Consider the following 15,490-nt stretch of genomic DNA (forward strand, 5'->3'; position numbering starts at 1 on the left):
CGAGAGAAGACGAAAGCCTTATGGCTACCACTTCACTTGACCTGGCCAGGGTCCGCAACATCGGGATCATGGCCCACATCGACGCGGGCAAGACGACCACCACCGAGCGGATCCTCTTCTACACCGGCGTCAGCTACAAGATCGGTGAGGTCCACGACGGCGCTGCCACAATGGACTGGATGGAGCAGGAGCAGGAGCGTGGCATCACGATCACGTCTGCTGCCACCACCTGTCACTGGCCGCTTGAGGACAACGACTACACGATCAACATCATCGACACCCCGGGCCACGTCGACTTCACGGTCGAGGTGGAGCGCTCGCTGCGCGTCCTCGACGGTGCCGTCACGGTGTTCGACGGTGTCGCCGGTGTCGAGCCGCAGTCCGAGACGGTGTGGCGTCAGGCCGACCGTTACGGCGTGCCGCGCATCTGCTTCGTGAACAAGCTGGACCGTACCGGCGCCGAGTTCCACCGCTGCGTGGACATGATCAAGGACCGGCTCGGTGCCGTGCCGATCGTCATGCAGCTGCCCATCGGTGCCGAGATGGACTTCAAGGGCGTTGTGGACCTGGTCCGCATGAAGGCGCTCGTGTGGTCCGCCGAGGCGGCCAAGGGCGAGATGTACGACGTCGTCGACATCCCCGCCACGCACGCCGAAGCTGCCGAGGAGTACCGCGGCCGGCTGGTCGAGACTGTCGCGGAGAACGACGACGAGATCATGGAGCTGTTCCTGGAGGGCCAGGAGCCCACCGAGGAGCAGCTGTACGCCGCGATCCGTCGTATCACCATCGCGTCCGGCAAGTCCGACGGCATCACGGTCACCCCGGTGTTCTGTGGCACCGCGTTCAAGAACAAGGGCGTCCAGCCCCTGCTCGACGCGGTCGTGCGCTACCTGCCGACCCCGCTCGACGTCGAGGCCATCGAGGGCCACGACGTGAAGGACCCCGAGCTGGTCGTCAAGCGCAAGCCGTCCGAGGACGAGCCGCTGTCCGCGCTCGCGTTCAAGATCATGAGCGACCCGCACCTGGGCAAGCTCACCTTCGTCCGGGTCTACTCGGGCCGCCTGGAGACTGGCACCGCCGTGCTGAACTCCGTCAAGGGCAAGAAGGAGCGCATCGGCAAGATCTACCGCATGCACGCGAACAAGCGTGAGGAGATCGCGGCGGTGGGCGCCGGCGACATCGTCGCCGTGATGGGTCTGAAGCAGACCACGACCGGTGAGACGCTCTGTGACGACAAGAGCCCGGTGATCCTGGAGTCCATGGACTTCCCGGCGCCGGTCATCCAGGTCGCCATCGAGCCGAAGTCCAAGGGTGACCAGGAGAAGCTGGGTGTAGCCATCCAGCGTCTCGCGGAGGAGGACCCCTCCTTCCAGGTTCACACCAACGAGGAGACCGGCCAGACCATCATCGGCGGCATGGGCGAACTGCACCTCGAGGTGCTGGTCGACCGTATGCGCCGTGAGTTCAAGGTCGAGGCCAACGTTGGTAAGCCGCAGGTCGCGTACCGTGAGACGATCCGTAAGGCCGTCGAGCGTGTGGACTACACCCACAAGAAGCAGACCGGTGGCACCGGCCAGTTCGCCAAGGTGCAGATCGCGATCGAGCCGCTCGAGGGTGGCGACACCTCGTACGAGTTCGTGAACAAGGTGACCGGTGGCCGTATCCCGAAGGAGTACATCCCTTCGGTGGACGCCGGTGCGCAGGAGGCCATGCAGTTCGGCATCCTCGCCGGGTACGAGATGACGGGCGTTCGCATCACGCTTCTCGACGGTGCCTACCACGAGGTCGACTCCTCCGAGCTCGCGTTCAAGATCGCCGGTTCGCAGGCCTTCAAGGAGGCCGCCCGCAAGGCCAGCCCCGTGCTGCTCGAGCCCATGATGGCCGTCGAGGTCACCACGCCCGAGGACTACATGGGTGAGGTCATCGGCGACATCAACTCCCGCCGTGGCCAGATCCAGGCCATGGAGGAGCGTGCCGGTGCCCGCGTCGTGAAGGGCCTCGTGCCCCTCTCGGAGATGTTCGGCTACGTCGGAGACCTCCGCAGCAAGACCTCGGGTCGCGCAAGCTACTCGATGCAGTTCGACTCCTACGCCGAGGTTCCGCGGAACGTCGCCGAGGAGATCATCGCGAAGGCCAAGGGCGAGTAACGCACCCCGTTCCCACGCTTTAGGCTTGACACCGACCGCCGGGGCTCACCCGGCAAGGGAAAACCCCGGCGGGCGGCATCCCAGCAAAGATCACCCTGGCGCCGATGAGCAAGGCGTACCAGAACCACTCCACAGGAGGACCCAGTGGCGAAGGCGAAGTTCGAGCGGACTAAGCCGCACGTCAACATCGGCACCATCGGTCACATCGACCACGGTAAGACGACCCTCACGGCCGCCATTACCAAGGTGCTGCACGACGCGTTCCCGAACCTGAACGAGGCCTCGGCCTTCGACCAGATCGACAAGGCTCCTGAGGAGCGCCAGCGCGGTATCACCATCTCCATCGCGCACGTCGAGTACCAGACCGAGACGCGTCACTACGCCCACGTCGACTGCCCCGGTCACGCGGACTACATCAAGAACATGATCACGGGTGCGGCGCAGATGGACGGCGCCATCCTCGTGGTCGCCGCCACCGACGGTCCGATGCCGCAGACCAAGGAGCACGTGCTCCTGGCCCGCCAGGTCGGCGTGCCGTACATCGTTGTCGCCCTGAACAAGGCCGACATGGTGGACGACGAGGAGATCCTGGAGCTCGTCGAGCTCGAGGTCCGTGAGCTCCTCTCCGAGTACGAGTTCCCGGGCGACGACCTGCCGGTCGTCAAGGTCTCGGCGCTCAAGGCGCTCGAGGGCGACAAGGAGTGGGGCCAGTCGGTCCTGGACCTGATGGCCGCCGTCGACGAGGCGATCCCGACCCCCGAGCGTGACGTCGACAAGCCGTTCCTCATGCCCGTCGAGGACGTCTTCACGATCACCGGTCGCGGTACGGTCGTCACCGGCCGTATCGAGCGTGGTGTCCTGAAGGTCAACGAGACCGTTGACATCATCGGCATCAAGCAGGAGAAGACCACCACCACGGTCACCGGCATCGAGATGTTCCGCAAGCTGCTCGACGAGGGCCAGGCCGGTGAGAACGTCGGTCTGCTGCTTCGTGGCATCAAGCGCGAGGACGTCGAGCGCGGCCAGGTCATCATCAAGCCGGGCTCGGTCACCCCGCACACCGAGTTCGAGGCGCAGGCCTACATCCTGTCCAAGGACGAGGGTGGCCGCCACACGCCGTTCTTCAACAACTACCGTCCGCAGTTCTACTTCCGTACGACGGACGTGACCGGCGTCGTGACCCTCCCCGAGGGCACCGAGATGGTCATGCCGGGTGACAACACCGAGATGAAGGTGGAGCTCATCCAGCCCGTCGCCATGGAAGAGGGCCTGAAGTTCGCGATCCGTGAGGGTGGCCGGACGGTCGGCGCCGGCCAGGTCACCAAGATCAACAAGTAAGCTTGTTGACCTGACCTGGTAGCTCCAGCGCGAGCACCTGAAGGGGCCCGTACGACTTCGGTCGTGCGGGCCTCTTCGCTGTCTGTGGGCGCCTTCAGGACGCTTCCGGCACCGGTTGCGGGCCGAGTGCCAGGCACACGAGGATGGTCGCCCGGACGATGAGGCCCCCGAGCGGCGCGGCCAGGAGACGAAGTCGGGCCAGCGGGTGTGCCAAGAGGCGTCATCACTGGATGTTCTGCAGATGCGGATGGTCGTACGAGAGCAGTGTGGGACCGGCCGGAGTGCGGTCGGTGTCCTCCAGCGGCCGCCGGCTTCGGCTGCCGCCGTTCCATTCGCCGCTGGCGATCGTGAGCAGGGGACGCACGGCCGAGCCGCAGTCGGGGCAGGCCATGGGGAACGGGTCGGTGTAGCTTCAGGGGGTATGGTCGGCGACCTTGCAGCCCGGGGCGACGCCGAGGTCGTACTGGTAGAAGAGCCCCTGCCCCTCCGCCCACGCCTCGATCCGGTCCGCCGGCTCCTCGGGCAGCTCGGTAACGCTCGCGGCCCAGTACGGGGGTCCGCGGGGCCGGGACCGGATCCGTGACCTCGGCGGCGGTGCGCCGGCGCAGTGCGACGCGGGGCATGTGACCCTCATGGCCGAACGGGCACCACAGGAGTTGCAGGAGGTCGGTGCCGTCCGGGCGGGGGAGTCCGGGGACGTCGGTGAGCGGGATCGGCGTGGCCTCTTCGGCGCGGTCGACGAGCGCGCGCTCCTGTGGAGTCAGCAGGGCGGCGCCCTTCTCGCGCGGCCGGCTCCAGGCCTCACGGAGGATCCGCCGTCGCAGCCGTACGTCCTCGGGGGTGTGACCGAGCTGACGGGGGCCGCCGATCGAGCTGCTGTTTGCCGCGGTGGGGGACCCGGGGCGCGGGTGCAGTCGTACGGTCGTACGGTCGTGCGGGCGAGGGGCGCGAGCTCGGGGAAGTGGGCGGCGACGTAGACCGGGCGGGGTGGGGTGGTGCGGGGCATGGGGCCGAGGGAGGCTATGTGCCGAACATCCTTTGCGGGCAGGGGAGTTGCCCAGGGGCGTGCGTCAAGTGAAGTGTTGCGGAACGCCGGGGGACGTGCTGGCGAGGTCTCGGGCAACTCGGGGTCGCGGTGGTGCGGAATGTTCTGGTCTGTTCTCTCTGGGGTGATGGCGACGGTCGTAGCGTGAGCGGCGGCCGGGAGCCGCCCGGACCGGGATTCCCTCGTGAGGACGGACTGACAGGTGCCGATGCGTGGTGCGGACGGCAGAACGACGATCCCGACGCGGGTGGCGGGCTTCGGCGGCGGGCTGCAGCAGCCGCTGCCCCCGCTCGTCGCGCCCAGGGGGCGGCCGCCGCAGCCCGCCGGAGCGGGCCGCCGGGCCGTCGTACGGGAGCGGGTGGGCCGCCGGCTGTACGCCATCGACGGCATCCGGCTGCTCGCCGCCCTGATGGTCGCCGTGCACCACTTCGCCGGCACCAACCGCGTCAACCAGCCGGGCAACGTGATCTGGGACCGGCCGGTGTCCGAGATCATGCCCACGGTGTTCCGCCTCGCCTCCTACGGCTGGATCGGCGTCGAGATCTTCTTCGTGATCAGCGGCTTCGTGATCTGCATGTCCTGCTGGGGGCGCACGCCGCGGCAGTTCTTTGTGTCACGGGTGATCCGGCTGTACCCGGCGTACTGGTTCGCGGTGCTGTTCACCACGGGCGTGCTGATGGCCGTACCGGGGGTGTGGGAGCGGCTGCGGCTGCGCGAGGTCCTGCTCAACCTCACGATGCTGCAGTCCGGTTCGGGCGTGGCCAACGTCGACGGCGTGTACTGGACGCTCTGGTCCGAGCTGCGCTTCTACCTGCTGTTCCTGCTGGTGGTCGCCACCGGGCTGACCTACCGCAAGGTCGTGGTCTTCTGCTGCGTGTGGGGTGCGGCGGCGATGCTCGCACCGGTGTCCGAGTTCCCCCTGCTGGAGCTGGTCGCCAACCCGGAGGGCGCCTGGTACTTCATCGCCGGGCTTGCGCTGTACCTCATGCACCGCTTCGGCCAGGACCTGCTGCTGTGGGGCATCCTCGCCATGGCGTGGCTGATGGGCCAGCTGGAGCTCGGGCACCGGATCGACGAGGTCGAGCACGTGTCCGGGTGGCGGGGAAGCGTCCTGATCTTCACGGTCTTCCTGCTGGCCATGGTGGCCGTCGCCCTCGGCGCGACGGACCGCGTCCGCTGGAAGTGGCTGGTGACGGCCGGCGCACTGACGTATCCGCTGTACCTGATGCACTACGCGGCCGGTACGACGCTCATCAACCGCCTGCGGGACACGATGGACGCCCGGTTGCTGGTCGCCGTGGTGATCGCCGGTTTCCTGGTGTTGAGTTGGCTGGTGCACCGGGCTGTGGAGCGGCCGGTCTCGCGGCTGCTCAAGAGCGGGCTGGACACGTCGTTCGCGCGCCTGCGGAACGCGGGGTCGGGGGCATGACCGGAGCAACTCACCCCCGAATAGGCTGACTTCATGGGACTCCTCGACAAGCTGACCGGAACCAAGCATCCCGACGAAGGTGTCGTGCCCCGCTCGGCCGAGGAGGTGCGGACCGCCCTGCTCGGCCTCGACCGGCCGGATGCCCCGTACGTCATCCGCGACGGCGCTCCGGAGGGCGCCGACCTGGTGGCGGAGTGGCGGGTGCGGGACCCCGCCTGGGAGAACTTCTTCGTCCGGTCGCAGCTGTCCCGCGCCGTCCGGATCCGGATGCGCCTGGTCCAGGACGGCCATCAGGTGCGCGCCCTCGAGGAGGGGTGGGAGGTCACCCGGGTCGGGAATCCGCCGAGGCTCGCGATCTCGAAGCAGTACACGCGCGGGCCCGACAGGACCGTCTCCCGCCGCTACACGGTCCAGCGTGGAGACAGTGGCGGCCTGGAAGCGACGGAGACGTTCCGCTTCGACAGCGGGGAGCTGCGCAACCCCCTGCGGGACGCCGTCCTCACGTCGGGCTGGACCTGGCGCAGCGTGGTCTTCGGCAAGCTGTAGCGGCCGGCGGGGCCGTGACCGGCCCCTGCTCGCCCCGCTGGTTTGACCTGCGTCACTCCCGGGGTATTGTCTCCGGCTCGATTGGCCAGGCCCCTGCCCCATATGGCAGACTGTCGGAGTTGCTCGGTCGAGTGTTGATGCTGCGCGCCTCCCGCCGGGAGGACCGGAAGCGAGTCCCACAGTACTCGTCGCCCCAACTGCCACATGGCAGCGCTGGGGCGGACGTACGGGAATCTTTCGGGAAGTGTCAGTGCAGCGCCGGCCAGGCGCCCGGTGGGTTTTCGCCCTCGGCTTGCGGTTCCGGAAGGGCCGTGCTTTCCCAGACGGGAAGTTCCAGAGATGGGACTTCTGTGTCAGTGAGAGCGCGACACACCCGACCGCGTGGGTCGGAGGAGCGAGTGTTCGGAACACCGGGTTCCAGAGCGTTAAACGAGAGACAGGACTACTAGTAGCCATGGCGGGACAGAAGATCCGCATCCGGCTCAAGGCCTACGACCACGAGGTCATCGATTCCTCGGCGAAGAAGATCGTCGAGACGGTGACGCGTACTGGTGCGTCGGTCGCGGGCCCGGTGCCGCTGCCCACTGAGAAGAACGTGTACTGCGTCATCAAGTCGCCGCACAAGTACAAGGACTCGCGCGAGCACTTCGAGATGCGCACGCACAAGCGCCTGATCGACATCCTCGACCCGACGCCCAAGACCGTTGACTCTCTGATGCGACTCGACCTCCCGGCCGGTGTCGACATCGAGATCAAGCTCTAGGGGTCGGTGATCTGAGAATGGCTAAGCAGATCAAGGGCATCCTGGGCGAGAAGCTCGGCATGACGCAGGTGTGGGACGAGAACAACCGCGTTGTTCCCGTCACCGTCGTCAAGGCCGGCCCCAACGTCGTCACCCAGGTCCGTACGAACGACGCCGACGGCTACGAGTCGGTCCAGATCGCCTTCGGCGAGATCGACCCTCGCAAGGTGAACAAGCCCCTCAAGGGTCACTTCGCCAAGGCCGACGTCACTCCCCGCCGCCACCTCGTCGAGATCCGTACCGCTGACGCCAGCGAGTACACCCTCGGCCAGGAGATCACCGCTCAGGTGTTCGAGGCCGGCATCAAGGTCGACGTGACCGGCAAGAGCAAGGGCAAGGGCTTCGCCGGTGTCATGAAGCGTCACAACTTCAAGGGCCTCGGCGCCGGTCACGGCACCCAGCGCAAGCACCGCTCTCCTGGCTCCATCGGTGGCTGCGCCACCCCCGGCCGTGTCTTCAAGGGCATGCGTATGGCGGGCCGTATGGGTAACGAGCGGGTCACCACCCAGAACCTGACCGTCCATGCTGTTGACGCGGAGAAGGGACTGCTCCTCATCAAGGGAGCCATCCCCGGTCCGAACGGCGGCCTCGTCCTGGTCCGCACCGCGGCCAAGGGGGCCTGAGGTAACCGATGAGCACTGTTGACATCCTTTCGCCTGCAGGCGAGAAGACCGGAAGCGTCGAGCTCCCCGCGGAGATCTTCGGCGTGGAGAAGATCAGCATCCCGCTGATCCACCAGGTCGTCGTCGCGCAGAACGCCGCTGCCCGCCAGGGCACGCACAAGACCAAGCGTCGCGGTGAAGTCCGTGGTGGCGGCAAGAAGCCGTACCGCCAGAAGGGCACCGGCCGCGCCCGTCAGGGCTCGACCCGCGCGCCGCAGTTCGCAGGCGGTGGCGTCGTCCACGGCCCGCAGCCGCGTGACTACTCGCAGCGGACCCCGAAGAAGATGAAGGCCGCGGCCCTGCGCCACGCCCTCACCGACCGGGCCCGCCACAACCGCATCCACGTCGTCACCGGCGTGATCGAGGGCGAGAACCCCTCCACGAAGGCCGCCAGGACGCTGTTCGGCAAGATCTCGGAGCGTAAGAACGTGCTCCTGGTCATCGACCGCGCCGACGAGGCCGCGTGGCTCTCCGCCCGCAACCTGCCCCAGGTCCACATCCTGGAGCCGGGCCAGCTGAACACGTACGACGTGATCGTCTCCGACGACGTGGTCTTCACCCAGGCCGCTTTCGAGTCCTTCGTGTCCGGCCCGCAGGCCACCGACACCGAAGGGAGCGAGGCCTGATGGCTACGCGTCACCCGAGCATCGCCTCGAAGGCCGCCAAGGCCAAGAAGGTCGCGCGCGTCGCCAAGGCGCGCCGCCACGAGGCCGAAGGCAAGAACACCGTCGTCACCCCGGTGAGCAAGTCGTTCACGGACCACCGTGACATCCTGCTCAAGCCGGTCGTGTCCGAGAAGAGCTACGCGCTTCTCGACGAGGGCAAGTACACCTTCATCGTCGCCCCGGGCGCCAACAAGACCCAGATCAAGCAGGCCGTCCAGGCGGTCTTCTCGGTCAAGGTCACCGGGGTCAACACGATCAACCGCCAGGGCAAGCGCAAGCGCACCAAGACCGGCTTCGGTCAGCGTGCCGGCTCCAAGCGCGCGATTGTGACCCTCGCTGAGGGCGACCGTATCGACATCTTCGGCGGTCCGACCGCCTGACGGCGGTCCGGATCGTCCGATATCGGACGAGGACTGAGAAATGGGAATCCGCAAGTACAAGCCGACTACGCCGGGCCGTCGTGGCTCCAGCGTCGCCGACTTCGTCGAGGTCACGCGGTCCACGCCGGAGAAGTCGCTGGTTCGCCCGCTGCACAGCAAGGGCGGCCGTAACAATTCCGGTCGTGTGACCGTTCGCCACCAGGGTGGCGGACACAAGCGCGCCTACCGAGTGATCGACTTCCGTCGTCACGACAAGGACGGCGTGCCGGCGAAGGTCGCGCACATCGAGTACGACCCCAACCGCACCGCGCGCATCGCGCTGCTGCACTACGCGGACGGCGAGAAGCGCTACATCCTCGCCCCGCGCAACCTGCAGCAGGGTGACCGCGTCGAGAACGGTCCCGGGGCCGACATCAAGCCGGGCAACAACCTGGCGCTCCGCAACATCCCGGTCGGTACCACGATCCACGCGATCGAGATCCGTCCCGGTGGCGGCGCCAAGTTCGCCCGCTCCGCAGGCGCCTCGGTGCAGCTGCTGGCGAAGGAGGGCACGATGGCCCACCTTCGTATGCCCTCCGGTGAGATCCGCCTGGTCGACCAGCGCTGCCGCGCCACGGTCGGCGAGGTCGGCAACGCCGAGCAGAGCAACATCAACTGGGGCAAGGCCGGCCGCAAGCGCTGGCTGGGCGTCCGCCCGACCGTTCGCGGTGTGGCGATGAACCCGGTTGACCACCCGCACGGTGGTGGTGAGGGCAAGACCTCCGGTGGTCGCCACCCGGTCTCGCCGTGGGGTCAGAAGGAGGGTCGTACTCGTTCGCCGAAGAAGGCTTCGAACAAGTACATCGTCCGCCGCCGCAAGACGAACAAGAAGCGCTAGGAGCGGGTTTAGATGCCGCGCAGTCTCAAGAAGGGGCCCTTCGTCGACGACCACCTGATCAAGAAGGTGGACGTCCAGAACGAAGCGGGTTCCAAGAACGTCATCAAGACCTGGTCCCGTCGCTCGATGATCGTCCCGGCCATGCTGGGCCACACGATCGCGGTGCACAACGGCAAGACCCACATTCCGGTGTTTGTCACCGAGTCGATGGTCGGCCACAAGCTCGGCGAGTTCTCGCCGACGCGCACCTTCCGGGGTCACGTCAAGGACGACCGGAAGTCGAAGCGCCGCTAACGCGGGGTGGAATGACCATGACAGACACTGGAAGGACAACCATGGAAGCCAGGGCCCAGGCGCGGTACATCCGCGTCACGCCCATGAAGGCCCGCCGCGTGGTGGACCTTATCCGTGGCATGGACGCCACGGAGGCTCAGGCGGTCCTGCGTTTCGCCCCGCAGGCCGCGAGCGTGCCGGTCGGCAAGGTGCTTGACAGCGCCATCGCCAACGCCGCACACAACTACGACCACACCGACGCCGGCAGCCTCGTCATCTCCGAGGCGTATGTCGACGAGGGTCCGACCCTGAAGCGGTTCCGTCCGCGTGCCCAGGGCCGCGCCTACCGGATCCGCAAGCGGACCAGCCACATCACCGTGGTCGTCAGCAGCAAGGAAGGAACCCGGTAATGGGCCAGAAGGTTAACCCGCATGGGTTCCGGCTCGGCATCACCACGGACTTCAAGTCCCGTTGGTACGCCGACAAGCTGTACAAGGACTACGTCAAGGAAGACGTCGCCATCCGTCGGATGATGACGTCCGGCATGGAGCGCGCCGGCATCTCCAAGGTGGAGATCGAGCGCACCCGTGACCGCGTCCGTGTGGACATCCACACGGCCCGTCCGGGCATCGTCATCGGCCGCCGTGGCGCCGAGGCCGACCGCATCCGCGGTGACCTCGAGAAGCTCACGGGCAAGCAGGTCCAGCTGAACATCCTCGAGGTCAAGAGCCCCGAGACCGACGCTCAGCTGGTTGCCCAGGCCGTTGCCGAGCAGCTCTCCTCCCGCGTCTCCTTCCGTCGCGCCATGCGCAAGAGCATGCAGGGCACGATGAAGGCCGGCGCCAAGGGCATCAAGATCCAGTGCGGTGGCCGCCTCGGCGGCGCCGAGATGTCCCGTTCGGAGTTCTACCGCGAGGGCCGTGTGCCCCTGCACACGCTCCGCGCGAACGTGGACTACGGCTTCTTCGAGGCCAAGACGACCTTCGGCCGCATCGGCGTGAAGGTCTGGATCTACAAGGGCGACGTCAAGAACATCGCCGAGGTCCGCGCCGAGAACGCTGCTGCCCGCGCCGGCAACCGCCCGGCCCGTGGTGGCGGCGGCGCCGACCGCCCGGCCCGTGGTGGCCGTGGTGGCGAGCGTGGCGGTCGCGGTCGCAAGCCGCAGCAGGCTCCCGCCGCCGAGGCCCCCAAGGCCGAGGCTCCGGCGGCTGCCGCTCCGGCTGAGAGCACCGGAACGGAGGCCTGACCGACATGCTGATCCCCCGACGGGTCAAGCACCGCAAGCAGCACCACCCGAAGCGCCGTGGCCAGGCCAAGGGCGGTACGACGGTCGCGTTCGGCGAGTACGGCATTCAGGCCCTCACGCCGGCGTACGTGACCAACCGCCAGATCGAGGCGGCCCGTATCGCGATGACCCGCCACATCAAGCGTGGTGGCAAGGTCTGGATCAACATCTACCCGGACCGCCCGCTCACGAAGAAGCCTGCCGAGACCCGCATGGGTTCCGGTAAGGGTTCGCCGGAGTGGTGGATCGCGAACGTGCACCCGGGACGGGTCATGTTCGAACTGTCCTACCCCAACGAGAAGATCGCCCGTGAGGCCCTGACTCGCGCCGCTCACAAGCTGCCGATGAAGTGCCGGATCGTCAAGCGCGAGGCAGGTGAAGCGTGATGTCGGCCGGTACCAAGGCGTCCGAGCTGCGCGAACTGGGTGACGAGGAGCTTCTTGCGAAGCTTCGCGAAGCCAAGGAAGAGCTGTTCAACCTCCGCTTCCAGGCGGCGACGGGTCAGCTCGAGAACCACGGTCGGCTGAAGGCCGTCCGTAAGGACATCGCGCGGATCTACACCCTGATGCGTGAGCGCGAGCTGGGCATCGAGACGGTGGAGAGCGCCTGATGAGTGAGAACAACGTGACTGAGCAGACTGCAGAGGCCCGCGGCTTCCGCAAGACCCGTGAGGGTCTCGTCGTCAGCGACAAGATGGACAAGACCGTCGTCGTCGCCGTCGAGGACCGCGTCAAGCACGCGCTGTACGGCAAGGTCATCCGCCGTACGAACAAGCTCAAGGCGCACGACGAGCAGAACGCTGCCGGCGTCGGCGACCGCGTCCTCCTGATGGAGACGCGTCCGCTGTCCGCCACGAAGCGCTGGCGCATCGTCGAGATCCTCGAGAAGGCCAAGTAAATCTCCTGCGGGCATCCCCGCAGGACAGTTCCGCCAGGCTCGGCGAGCTGCGTGAGTCACTTACGCAGCTCGCCGGGAACCGGCAGACAAACAGGAGATAGACGTGATCCAGCAGGAGTCGCGACTGCGTGTCGCCGACAACACTGGTGCGAAGGAAATCCTTTGCATCCGTGTGCTCGGTGGCTCCGGTCGCCGCTACGCGGGCATCGGTGACGTCATCGTCGCCACCGTCAAGGACGCGATCCCCGGTGGCAACGTGAAGAAGGGTGACGTCATCAAGGCGGTCATCGTTCGCACCGTCAAGGAGCGCCGCCGTCCGGACGGCTCGTACATCCGCTTCGACGAGAACGCCGCCGTCATTCTCAAGAACGACGGCGACCCTCGCGGCACCCGTATCTTCGGCCCGGTGGGTCGTGAGCTGCGCGAGAAGAAGTTCATGAAGATCATCTCGCTCGCGCCGGAGGTGCTGTAAGCATGAAGATCAAGAAGGGCGACCTGGTCCAGGTCATCACCGGTAAGGACAAGGGCAAGCAGGGCAAGGTCATCGCGGCCTTCCCCCGTGAGGACCGTGTCCTGGTCGAGGGTGTCAACCGGGTCAAGAAGCACACCAAGGCCGGCCCGACCGCCAAGGGTTCGCAGGCCGGTGGCATCGTCACGACCGAGGCCCCTGTTCACGTGAGCAACGTTCAGCTCGTCGTGGAGAAGGATGGCAACAAGGTCGTCACGCGTGTCGGTTACCGCTTCGACGACGAGGGCAACAAGGTTCGCGTTGCCAAGCGGACGGGTGAGGACATCTGATGACGACCACCACCACTCCGCGTCTGAAGACGAGGTACCGCGAGGAGATCGCGGGCAAGCTGCGTGACGAGTTCAAGTACGAGAACGTCATGCAGATCCCCGGTCTCGTCAAGATCGTGGTCAACATGGGTGTCGGCGACGCCGCCCGTGACTCGAAGCTCATGGACGGTGCCGTCCGTGACCTGACCACCATCACCGGTCAGAAGCCGGCCATCACCAAGGCCCGCAAGTCCATCGCGCAGTTCAAGCTGCGTGAGGGTCAGCCGATCGGTGCCCACGTCACGCTTCGTGGCGACCGCATGTGGGAGTTCCTGGACCGCACCCTGTCGCTGGCGCTCCCGCGCATCCGCGACTTCCGCGGCCTGTCTCCCAAGCAGTTCGACGGTCGTGGCAACTACACCTTCGGTCTCACCGAGCAGGTCATGTTCCACGAGATCGACCAGGACAAGATCGACCGCGTCCGGGGTATGGACATCACCGTGGTCACCACGGCGACCAACGACGCTGAGGGCCGTGCGCTCCTTCGTCACCTCGGCTTCCCCTTCAAGGAGGCGTGAGCGAGATGGCGAAGAAGGCTCTGATTGCCAAGGCTGCTCGTAAGCCCAAGTTCGGAGTACGTGGCTACACGCGCTGCCAGCGCTGTGGTCGTCCGCACTCCGTGTACCGCAAGTTCGGCCTGTGCCGCGTGTGCCTTCGTGAGATGGCTCACCGTGGCGAGCTGCCGGGCGTGACCAAGAGCTCCTGGTAGTCCCGTACTTCGGGATTGCAGGAACTCTCGGTAAGTAAAGGGCGGTGTCAGGTGCCCACCCCTTCGTGGCTTAGGCTAGGAGGGTTGGGCGCTTGGACGCCCATACGACTTACTACGCCGTAGGTCCACCGCGCCGCACCCGCCCCGTCTCGGATCGGGGAGAGGGATGGCGCACCAGGAAACCCCGGCGAGAGAGGCCGAAGGCCAATTCATGACCATGACTGATCCGATCGCAGACATGCTTACGCGTCTGCGGAACGCGAACTCGGCATACCACGACTCCGTGACGATGCCGGCATCGAAGATCAAGTCGCACATCGCGGAGATCCTCCAGCAGGAGGGCTTCATCACCGGCTGGAAGATCGAGGACGCCGAGGTCGGCAAGAACCTCGTCCTCGAGCTGAAGTTCGGCCCGAACCGTGAGCGCTCCATCGCGGGCATCAAGCGGATCTCCAAGCCCGGTCTCCGGGTGTACGCGAAGTCCACCAACCTGCCGAAGGTGCTGGGCGGCCTGGGCGTGGCGATCATCTCCACGTCGCACGGGCTCCTCACCGACAAGCAGGCCGGCAAGAAGGGCGTAGGCGGAGAAGTTCTCGCCTACGTCTGGTAGCGGAAGGGAACGGAGGAAACAGCTATGTCGCGCATTGGCAAGCTCCCCATCACGGTTCCCGCCGGCGTGGACGTCACCATCGACGGCCGTACGGTTTCGGTCAAGGGCCCCAAGGGTTCCCTGAGCCACACCGTCGCTGCGCCGATCGACATCGCCAAGGGTGAGGACGGCGTGCTCAACGTCACCCGCCCCAACGACGAGCGTCAGAACAAGGCCCTGCACGGCCTGTCCCGCACGCTGGTGGCGAACATGATCACCGGCGTGACCGAGGGTTACGTGAAGAAGCTCGAGATCAGCGGTGTCGGTTACCGCGTACAGGCCAAGGGATCGAACCTCGAGTTCGCTCTGGGCTACAGCCACCCGATCACCGTCGAGGCGCCCGAGGGAATCACCTTCAAGGTGGAGAACCCGACCCGCTTCCAGGTCGAGGGCATCGACAAGCAGAAGGTCGGCGAGGTTGCGGCCAACATCCGCAAGCTGCGCAAGCCCGACCCGTACAAGGCCAAGGGTGTCAAGTACGAGGGCGAAGTCATCCGCCGCAAGGTCGGAAAGGCGGGTAAGTAAGCCATGGCATACGGACAGAAGATCCTCAAGGGCGACGCCTACAAGCGCGCCGCGATCAAGCGCCGCCACATCCGGATCCGCAAGTCGATCAACGGTACGGCGGAGCGTCCTCGTCTGGTCGTGACCCGCTCGAACCGCCACATCGTGGCCCAGGTGATCGACGACCTCAAGGGTCACACCCTTGCGTCGGCGTCCACCCTGGACACCTCGATCCGCGGAGCGGAGGGCGACAAGTCCACGCAGGCCAAGCAGGTCGGCGCCCTGGTCGCCGAGCGCGCCAAGGCCGCCGGTGTCGAGGCTGTCGTATTCGACCGTGGAGGCAACCAGTACGCCGGGCGCATCGCTGCCCTGGCGGACGCCGCCCGCGAAGCCGGACTGAAGTTCTGAGCCGGTTCCGTAGCTAGCGGAAACAGAGAGAGGTAAT

Annotated in this window: 25 protein-coding genes; 23 read left to right on the forward strand and 2 right to left on the reverse strand. The window is 66.5% G+C overall.

Features of this window, described 5'->3' with window-relative positions; genetic code table 11:
* Positions 1-20: 20 nt before the first annotated feature.
* Together fusA and tuf are read left to right on the forward strand one after the other, a co-directional pair.
* On the forward strand, positions 21-2,147 hold the full coding sequence (gene fusA, locus QFZ76_RS30675; protein WP_307676735.1) for an elongation factor G: 2,127 nt from the start codon (positions 21-23) through the stop codon (positions 2,145-2,147).
* Positions 2,148-2,291: 144 nt separating this feature from the next.
* Positions 2,292-3,485, forward strand: coding sequence for an elongation factor Tu (gene tuf, locus QFZ76_RS30680; protein WP_307676736.1), 1,194 nt, complete (start codon positions 2,292-2,294; stop codon positions 3,483-3,485).
* Between the two features lie 223 nt (positions 3,486-3,708).
* On the opposite strand, the gene QFZ76_RS30685 is transcribed toward tuf, so the two are convergent.
* Both QFZ76_RS30685 and QFZ76_RS30690 read right to left on the reverse strand, forming a co-directional pair.
* Positions 3,709-3,876 carry a hypothetical protein gene (locus tag QFZ76_RS30685; RefSeq protein WP_307676737.1) on the reverse strand — a complete coding sequence of 56 codons (168 nt, stop codon included), beginning with the start codon at positions 3,874-3,876 and terminating at the stop codon, positions 3,709-3,711.
* Positions 3,877-3,897: 21 nt separating this feature from the next.
* Positions 3,898-4,119: a hypothetical protein gene (locus QFZ76_RS30690; protein WP_307676738.1), complete on the reverse strand. Its 222-nt coding sequence runs from the start codon at positions 4,117-4,119 to the stop codon at positions 3,898-3,900.
* On the opposite strand from QFZ76_RS30690, the gene QFZ76_RS30695 reads away from it, so the two are divergent.
* From QFZ76_RS30695 to rplR, 21 genes are all read left to right on the forward strand, one after another.
* A complete protein-coding gene (locus QFZ76_RS30695; protein WP_307676739.1) occupies positions 4,118-4,462 on the forward strand; it encodes a hypothetical protein in 345 nt (114 codons plus the stop codon). The genes QFZ76_RS30690 and QFZ76_RS30695 overlap by 2 nt on opposite strands.
* Before the next feature lie 276 nt (positions 4,463-4,738).
* Positions 4,739-5,959, forward strand: a complete 1,221-nt coding sequence (locus QFZ76_RS30700; protein WP_373464546.1) for an acyltransferase family protein — start codon at positions 4,739-4,741, stop codon at positions 5,957-5,959.
* 33 nt (positions 5,960-5,992) lie between these two features.
* Complete coding sequence (locus tag QFZ76_RS30705; protein ID WP_307676741.1) at positions 5,993-6,505, forward strand: hypothetical protein; 513 nt, start codon at positions 5,993-5,995, stop codon at positions 6,503-6,505.
* A 454-nt stretch (positions 6,506-6,959) separates the two neighbouring features.
* Complete coding sequence (rpsJ, locus tag QFZ76_RS30710; protein WP_003948644.1) at positions 6,960-7,268, forward strand: 30S ribosomal protein S10; 309 nt, start codon at positions 6,960-6,962, stop codon at positions 7,266-7,268.
* Positions 7,269-7,285: 17 nt separating this feature from the next.
* Positions 7,286-7,930 carry a 50S ribosomal protein L3 gene (gene rplC, locus QFZ76_RS30715; RefSeq protein WP_307676742.1) on the forward strand — a complete coding sequence of 215 codons (645 nt, stop codon included), beginning with the start codon at positions 7,286-7,288 and terminating at the stop codon, positions 7,928-7,930.
* An 8-nt stretch (positions 7,931-7,938) separates the two neighbouring features.
* Positions 7,939-8,595, forward strand: a complete 657-nt coding sequence (gene rplD, locus QFZ76_RS30720; protein ID WP_307676743.1) for a 50S ribosomal protein L4 — start codon at positions 7,939-7,941, stop codon at positions 8,593-8,595.
* A complete protein-coding gene (gene rplW, locus QFZ76_RS30725) occupies positions 8,595-9,014 on the forward strand; it encodes a 50S ribosomal protein L23 (protein ID WP_030039756.1) in 420 nt (139 codons plus the stop codon). Before rplD ends, rplW begins: the two co-directional genes overlap by 1 nt.
* A 40-nt stretch (positions 9,015-9,054) precedes the next feature.
* Positions 9,055-9,891, forward strand: coding sequence for a 50S ribosomal protein L2 (gene rplB, locus QFZ76_RS30730; protein ID WP_097285858.1), 837 nt, complete (start codon positions 9,055-9,057; stop codon positions 9,889-9,891).
* A gap of 12 nt (positions 9,892-9,903) precedes the next feature.
* Complete coding sequence (gene rpsS / locus QFZ76_RS30735) at positions 9,904-10,185, forward strand: 30S ribosomal protein S19 (RefSeq protein WP_030619138.1); 282 nt, start codon at positions 9,904-9,906, stop codon at positions 10,183-10,185.
* A gap of 41 nt (positions 10,186-10,226) precedes the next feature.
* The gene (gene rplV / locus QFZ76_RS30740) at positions 10,227-10,574 is read left to right on the forward strand and encodes a 50S ribosomal protein L22 (RefSeq protein WP_006604878.1); all 348 of its coding nucleotides are present in this window, start codon (positions 10,227-10,229) and stop codon (positions 10,572-10,574) included.
* Positions 10,574-11,410 carry a 30S ribosomal protein S3 gene (gene rpsC / locus QFZ76_RS30745; protein ID WP_030619145.1) on the forward strand — a complete coding sequence of 279 codons (837 nt, stop codon included), beginning with the start codon at positions 10,574-10,576 and terminating at the stop codon, positions 11,408-11,410. The genes rplV and rpsC overlap by 1 nt, the downstream gene beginning before the upstream one ends.
* Positions 11,411-11,415: 5 nt before the next feature.
* A complete protein-coding gene (gene rplP / locus QFZ76_RS30750; protein ID WP_004927269.1) occupies positions 11,416-11,835 on the forward strand; it encodes a 50S ribosomal protein L16 in 420 nt (139 codons plus the stop codon).
* The gene (gene rpmC, locus QFZ76_RS30755; RefSeq protein ID WP_003998824.1) at positions 11,835-12,059 is read left to right on the forward strand and encodes a 50S ribosomal protein L29; all 225 of its coding nucleotides are present in this window, start codon (positions 11,835-11,837) and stop codon (positions 12,057-12,059) included. Before rplP ends, rpmC begins: the two co-directional genes overlap by 1 nt.
* On the forward strand, positions 12,059-12,346 hold the full coding sequence (rpsQ, locus tag QFZ76_RS30760) for a 30S ribosomal protein S17 (protein ID WP_010354232.1): 288 nt from the start codon (positions 12,059-12,061) through the stop codon (positions 12,344-12,346). Before rpmC ends, rpsQ begins: the two co-directional genes overlap by 1 nt.
* A 103-nt stretch (positions 12,347-12,449) precedes the next feature.
* Positions 12,450-12,818, forward strand: coding sequence for a 50S ribosomal protein L14 (rplN, locus tag QFZ76_RS30765; protein ID WP_003992364.1), 369 nt, complete (start codon positions 12,450-12,452; stop codon positions 12,816-12,818).
* 2 nt (positions 12,819-12,820) lie between these two features.
* Positions 12,821-13,144 carry a 50S ribosomal protein L24 gene (rplX, locus tag QFZ76_RS30770; RefSeq protein ID WP_266435029.1) on the forward strand — a complete coding sequence of 108 codons (324 nt, stop codon included), beginning with the start codon at positions 12,821-12,823 and terminating at the stop codon, positions 13,142-13,144.
* Positions 13,144-13,701 (forward strand): 50S ribosomal protein L5, encoded by a 558-nt coding sequence (rplE, locus tag QFZ76_RS30775; protein WP_307676744.1) that lies wholly within the window; start codon positions 13,144-13,146, stop codon positions 13,699-13,701. The genes rplX and rplE overlap by 1 nt, the downstream gene beginning before the upstream one ends.
* 5 nt (positions 13,702-13,706) lie before the next feature.
* On the forward strand, positions 13,707-13,892 hold the full coding sequence (locus QFZ76_RS30780) for a type Z 30S ribosomal protein S14 (protein WP_003948630.1): 186 nt from the start codon (positions 13,707-13,709) through the stop codon (positions 13,890-13,892).
* Between the two features lie 211 nt (positions 13,893-14,103).
* Positions 14,104-14,502 carry a 30S ribosomal protein S8 gene (rpsH, locus tag QFZ76_RS30785; protein ID WP_007494756.1) on the forward strand — a complete coding sequence of 133 codons (399 nt, stop codon included), beginning with the start codon at positions 14,104-14,106 and terminating at the stop codon, positions 14,500-14,502.
* Positions 14,503-14,526: 24 nt separating this feature from the next.
* Positions 14,527-15,066, forward strand: coding sequence for a 50S ribosomal protein L6 (gene rplF / locus QFZ76_RS30790; protein ID WP_030619159.1), 540 nt, complete (start codon positions 14,527-14,529; stop codon positions 15,064-15,066).
* 3 nt (positions 15,067-15,069) lie between these two features.
* The gene (rplR, locus tag QFZ76_RS30795; RefSeq protein WP_266435021.1) at positions 15,070-15,453 is read left to right on the forward strand and encodes a 50S ribosomal protein L18; all 384 of its coding nucleotides are present in this window, start codon (positions 15,070-15,072) and stop codon (positions 15,451-15,453) included.
* The last annotated feature ends 37 nt before the right edge of the window (positions 15,454-15,490 follow it).

It is taken from the genome of Streptomyces sp. V4I2, from assembly GCF_030817655.1.
GTDB lineage: Bacteria > Actinomycetota > Actinomycetes > Streptomycetales > Streptomycetaceae > Streptomyces > Streptomyces plumbiresistens.

What these genes read in the sequence shown, in the direction of transcription:
- fusA (WP_307676735.1), top strand. Translation starts at nt 21, where the DNA reads ATGGCTACCACTTCACTTGACCTGGCCAGGGTCCGCAACATCGGGATC.
- QFZ76_RS30685 (WP_307676737.1), bottom strand. Translation starts at nt 3,876, where the DNA reads ATGGCCTGCCCCGACTGCGGCTCGGCCGTGCGTCCCCTGCTCACGATC.
- QFZ76_RS30695 (WP_307676739.1), top strand. Translation starts at nt 4,118, where the DNA reads ATGGCCGAACGGGCACCACAGGAGTTGCAGGAGGTCGGTGCCGTCCGG.
- QFZ76_RS30690 (WP_307676738.1), bottom strand. Translation starts at nt 4,119, where the DNA reads ATGAGGGTCACATGCCCCGCGTCGCACTGCGCCGGCGCACCGCCGCCG.
- QFZ76_RS30700 (WP_373464546.1), top strand. Translation starts at nt 4,739, where the DNA reads ATGCGTGGTGCGGACGGCAGAACGACGATCCCGACGCGGGTGGCGGGC.
- QFZ76_RS30705 (WP_307676741.1), top strand. Translation starts at nt 5,993, where the DNA reads ATGGGACTCCTCGACAAGCTGACCGGAACCAAGCATCCCGACGAAGGT.
- rpsJ (WP_003948644.1), top strand. Translation starts at nt 6,960, where the DNA reads ATGGCGGGACAGAAGATCCGCATCCGGCTCAAGGCCTACGACCACGAG.
- rplC (WP_307676742.1), top strand. Translation starts at nt 7,286, where the DNA reads ATGGCTAAGCAGATCAAGGGCATCCTGGGCGAGAAGCTCGGCATGACG.
- rplD (WP_307676743.1), top strand. Translation starts at nt 7,939, where the DNA reads ATGAGCACTGTTGACATCCTTTCGCCTGCAGGCGAGAAGACCGGAAGC.
- rplW (WP_030039756.1), top strand. Translation starts at nt 8,595, where the DNA reads ATGGCTACGCGTCACCCGAGCATCGCCTCGAAGGCCGCCAAGGCCAAG.
- rplB (WP_097285858.1), top strand. Translation starts at nt 9,055, where the DNA reads ATGGGAATCCGCAAGTACAAGCCGACTACGCCGGGCCGTCGTGGCTCC.
- rpsS (WP_030619138.1), top strand. Translation starts at nt 9,904, where the DNA reads ATGCCGCGCAGTCTCAAGAAGGGGCCCTTCGTCGACGACCACCTGATC.
- rplV (WP_006604878.1), top strand. Translation starts at nt 10,227, where the DNA reads ATGGAAGCCAGGGCCCAGGCGCGGTACATCCGCGTCACGCCCATGAAG.
- rpsC (WP_030619145.1), top strand. Translation starts at nt 10,574, where the DNA reads ATGGGCCAGAAGGTTAACCCGCATGGGTTCCGGCTCGGCATCACCACG.
- rplP (WP_004927269.1), top strand. Translation starts at nt 11,416, where the DNA reads ATGCTGATCCCCCGACGGGTCAAGCACCGCAAGCAGCACCACCCGAAG.
- rpmC (WP_003998824.1), top strand. Translation starts at nt 11,835, where the DNA reads ATGTCGGCCGGTACCAAGGCGTCCGAGCTGCGCGAACTGGGTGACGAG.
- rpsQ (WP_010354232.1), top strand. Translation starts at nt 12,059, where the DNA reads ATGAGTGAGAACAACGTGACTGAGCAGACTGCAGAGGCCCGCGGCTTC.
- rplX (WP_266435029.1), top strand. Translation starts at nt 12,821, where the DNA reads ATGAAGATCAAGAAGGGCGACCTGGTCCAGGTCATCACCGGTAAGGAC.
- rplE (WP_307676744.1), top strand. Translation starts at nt 13,144, where the DNA reads ATGACGACCACCACCACTCCGCGTCTGAAGACGAGGTACCGCGAGGAG.
- QFZ76_RS30780 (WP_003948630.1), top strand. Translation starts at nt 13,707, where the DNA reads ATGGCGAAGAAGGCTCTGATTGCCAAGGCTGCTCGTAAGCCCAAGTTC.
- rpsH (WP_007494756.1), top strand. Translation starts at nt 14,104, where the DNA reads ATGACCATGACTGATCCGATCGCAGACATGCTTACGCGTCTGCGGAAC.
- rplF (WP_030619159.1), top strand. Translation starts at nt 14,527, where the DNA reads ATGTCGCGCATTGGCAAGCTCCCCATCACGGTTCCCGCCGGCGTGGAC.
- rplR (WP_266435021.1), top strand. Translation starts at nt 15,070, where the DNA reads ATGGCATACGGACAGAAGATCCTCAAGGGCGACGCCTACAAGCGCGCC.